Genomic DNA, 3,567 nt, shown 5'->3' with positions numbered 1-3,567 from the left:
CAGGACGTCGAGGCCATCACGCCGCAGACCCTGATCAACATCCGCCCGGTCGTGGCGGCGATCAAGGAGTTCTTCGGCACCAGCCAGCTGAGTCAGTTCATGGACCAGAACAACCCGCTGTCGGGGCTGACCCACAAGCGCCGGCTGTCGGCGCTGGGCCCGGGCGGGCTGTCCCGGGAACGCGCCGGGCTGGAGGTCCGCGACGTGCACCCGAGCCACTACGGCCGGATGTGCCCGATCGAGACTCCGGAAGGCCCCAACATCGGCCTGATCGGTTCGCTGTCGGTGTATGCCCGGGTCAACCCGTTCGGCTTCATCGAGACGCCGTACCGCAAGGTCAAAGACGGCGTGGTCACCGACGACATCGAGTACCTGACCGCCGACGAGGAAGATCGACACGTCGTCGCGCAGGCCAACTCGCCGACTGAGCACACCGCCGATGGCGACAAATTCACCGAGGCGCGAGTGCTGGTGCGCCGCAAGGGCGGCGAGGTCGAGTACGTGTCCTCCTCCGAGGTGGACTACATGGACGTCTCGCCGCGACAGATGGTGTCGGTGGCCACCGCAATGATCCCGTTCCTGGAGCACGACGACGCCAACCGCGCCCTGATGGGCGCCAACATGCAGCGTCAGGCGGTGCCGCTGGTGCGCAGCGAGGCGCCGCTGGTCGGCACCGGCATGGAGCTGCGCGCCGCGATCGACGCCGGTGACGTCGTCGTCGCCGACTCCGGAGGCGTCATCGAGGAGGTGTCCGCCGACTACATCACCGTGATGGCCGACGACGGCACCCGGCAGACCTACCGGATGCGTAAGTTCAACCGATCCAACCACGGCACCTGCGCCAACCAGCGCCCGATCATCGACGCCGGCGAGCGGGTCGAGGCGGGCCAGGTGATCGCCGACGGCCCGTGCACCGACGACGGAGAGATGGCGCTGGGCCGCAACCTGCTGGTGGCGATCATGCCCTGGGAGGGCCACAACTACGAAGACGCGATCATCTTGTCCAACCGTCTGGTCGAAGAGGACACGCTGACCTCGATCCACATCGAGGAGCACGAGATCGACGCCCGCGACACCAAGCTGGGCGCCGAGGAGATCACCCGCGACATCCCCAACGTCTCCGACGAGGTGCTGGCCGACCTCGACGAACGCGGCATCGTGCGCATCGGCGCCGAGGTCCGCGACGGCGACGTCCTGGTCGGCAAGGTCACGCCCAAGGGTGAGACCGAGCTGACCCCCGAAGAGCGGCTGCTCCGGGCGATCTTCGGCGAGAAGGCCCGCGAGGTCCGCGACACCTCCTTAAAGGTGCCGCACGGCGAGTCCGGCAAGGTGATCGGCATCCGGGTGTTCTCCCGCGAGGACGACGACGAGCTGTCAGCCGGGGTCAATGAGCTGGTCCGGGTCTACGTGGCGCAGAAGCGCAAGATCTCCGACGGCGACAAGCTGGCCGGCCGGCACGGCAACAAGGGTGTGATCGGCAAAATCCTTGCGGTCGAGGACATGCCGTTCCTGCCGGACGGCACCCCGGTCGACATCATCTTGAACACCCACGGGGTGCCGCGGCGGATGAACATCGGGCAGATCCTGGAAACCCACCTCGGCTGGGCCGCCAAGGCCGGCTGGAACGTCGAGAAAGACGCCGCTGGCGCCGTTCCGGCGTGGGCACAGCGGCTGCCCGCCGAGCTGTTGTCGGTAGGGCCGGAGACCAAGACGGCCACCCCGGTGTTCGACGGCGCCCAGGAAGAGGAGCTGCACGGCCTGCTGGCCTCCACGTTGCCTAACCGCGACGGCGACGTCCTGGTCGACCACACCGGTAAGGCGGTGCTCTACGACGGCCGGTCCGGTGAGCCCTTCCCGTATCCGGTGACCGTCGGCTACATGTACATCATGAAGCTGCACCACCTGGTGGACGACAAGATCCACGCCCGCTCCACCGGCCCGTACTCGATGATCACCCAGCAGCCGCTGGGCGGTAAGGCGCAGTTCGGCGGCCAGCGGTTCGGTGAGATGGAGTGCTGGGCCATGCAGGCCTACGGCGCGGCGTACACGCTGCAGGAGCTGTTGACCATCAAATCCGACGACACCGTCGGGCGGGTCAAGGTCTACGAGGCGATCGTCAAGGGAGACAACATCCCCGAACCGGGCATTCCCGAGTCGTTCAAGGTGCTGCTCAAAGAGCTGCAGTCGCTGTGCCTCAACGTCGAGGTGCTCGCCAAGGACGGTGCGGCGATCGAGCTGCGCGAAGGCGAAGACGAGGACCTGGAACGCGCAGCGGCAAACCTGGGGATCAACTTGTCCCGCAACGAATCCGCGTCTGTCGAGGATCTTGCGTAGACCTGTCCGTTTTCCTTAAATAGTTCACTAAACCCGCAAGGGGAAAGGGAGTTACGTGCTCGACGTCAACTTCTTCGACGAGCTCCGCATCGGCCTGGCCACCGCGGAGGACATCCGGCAATGGTCTTACGGTGAGGTCAAGAAGCCCGAGACCATCAACTACCGCACGCTCAAGCCGGAGAAAGACGGCCTGTTCTGCGAGAAGATCTTCGGACCGACTCGCGACTGGGAGTGCTACTGCGGCAAGTACAAGCGGGTGCGCTTCAAGGGCATCATCTGCGAACGCTGCGGCGTGGAGGTGACCCGCGCCAAGGTCCGCCGGGAGCGGATGGGCCACATCGAGCTGGCCGCGCCGGTCACCCACATCTGGTACTTCAAGGGTGTGCCGTCCCGGCTGGGATACCTGTTGGACCTGGCGCCCAAGGACCTCGAGAAGATCATCTACTTCGCGGCCTACGTCATCACCGCCGTCGACGAGGAGATGCGGCACAACGAGCTGTCGACCCTCGAGGCCGAGATGACCGTCGAGCGCAAGACGGTCGCGGACGCCCGCGACGCCGACCTGGAGGCACGCGCCCAGAAACTGGAAGCCGACCTGGCTGAGCTGGAGGCCGAGGGCGCGAAAGCCGATGTGAAACGCAAGGTTCGCGACGGCGGCGAGCGGGAGATGCGCCAGATTCGCGACCGTGCCCAGCGAGAGTTGGACCGGCTGGAGCACATCTGGGACACCTTCACCAAGCTGGAGCCCAAGCAGCTGATCGTCGACGAGAACATCTACCGCGAGCTGGTCGACCGCTACGGCGAGTACTTCACCGGCGCGATGGGCGCGGAGGCGATTCAGAAGCTGATCGAGAGCTTCGACATCGACGCCGAAGCCGAGTCGCTGCGCGACGTAATCAAGAACGGCAAGGGGCAGAAGAAGCTTCGCGCTCTCAAGCGGCTGAAGGTGGTTGCGGCGTTCCAGCAGTCGGGTAACTCGCCGATGGGCATGGTGCTGGGCGCGGTGCCGGTGATCCCGCCCGAGCTGCGGCCGATGGTGCAGCTCGACGGCGGCCGGTTCGCCACGAGTGACCTCAACGACCTGTACCGCCGGGTGATCAACCGCAACAATCGGCTCAAGCGGCTGATCGACCTGGGTGCTCCGGAGATCATCGTCAACAACGAGAAGCGGATGCTGCAGGAGTCGGTGGACGCGTTGTTCGACAACGGTCGTCGGGGCCGGCCGGTGACCGG

General features: G+C 65.9%; 1 protein-coding gene and 1 pseudogene. Both read left to right on the top strand.

The window, feature by feature from the left end:
• Nucleotides 1-2,334: DNA-directed RNA polymerase subunit beta (gene rpoB, locus AC2VOP_RS03145; protein WP_486959619.1), on the top strand; the 2,334-nt coding region annotated here is incomplete at its 5' end.
• A 55-nt stretch (nucleotides 2,335-2,389) separates the two neighbouring features.
• A pseudogene (locus AC2VOP_RS03140) lies at nucleotides 2,390-3,567 on the top strand (DNA-directed RNA polymerase subunit beta'); the annotation flags it as partial.

Source organism: Mycobacterium sp. TH-M106 (assembly GCF_057473765.1).
Note: the sequence above shows the minus strand (reverse complement) of the source record. Positions and strands in the feature narration are given on the sequence as shown.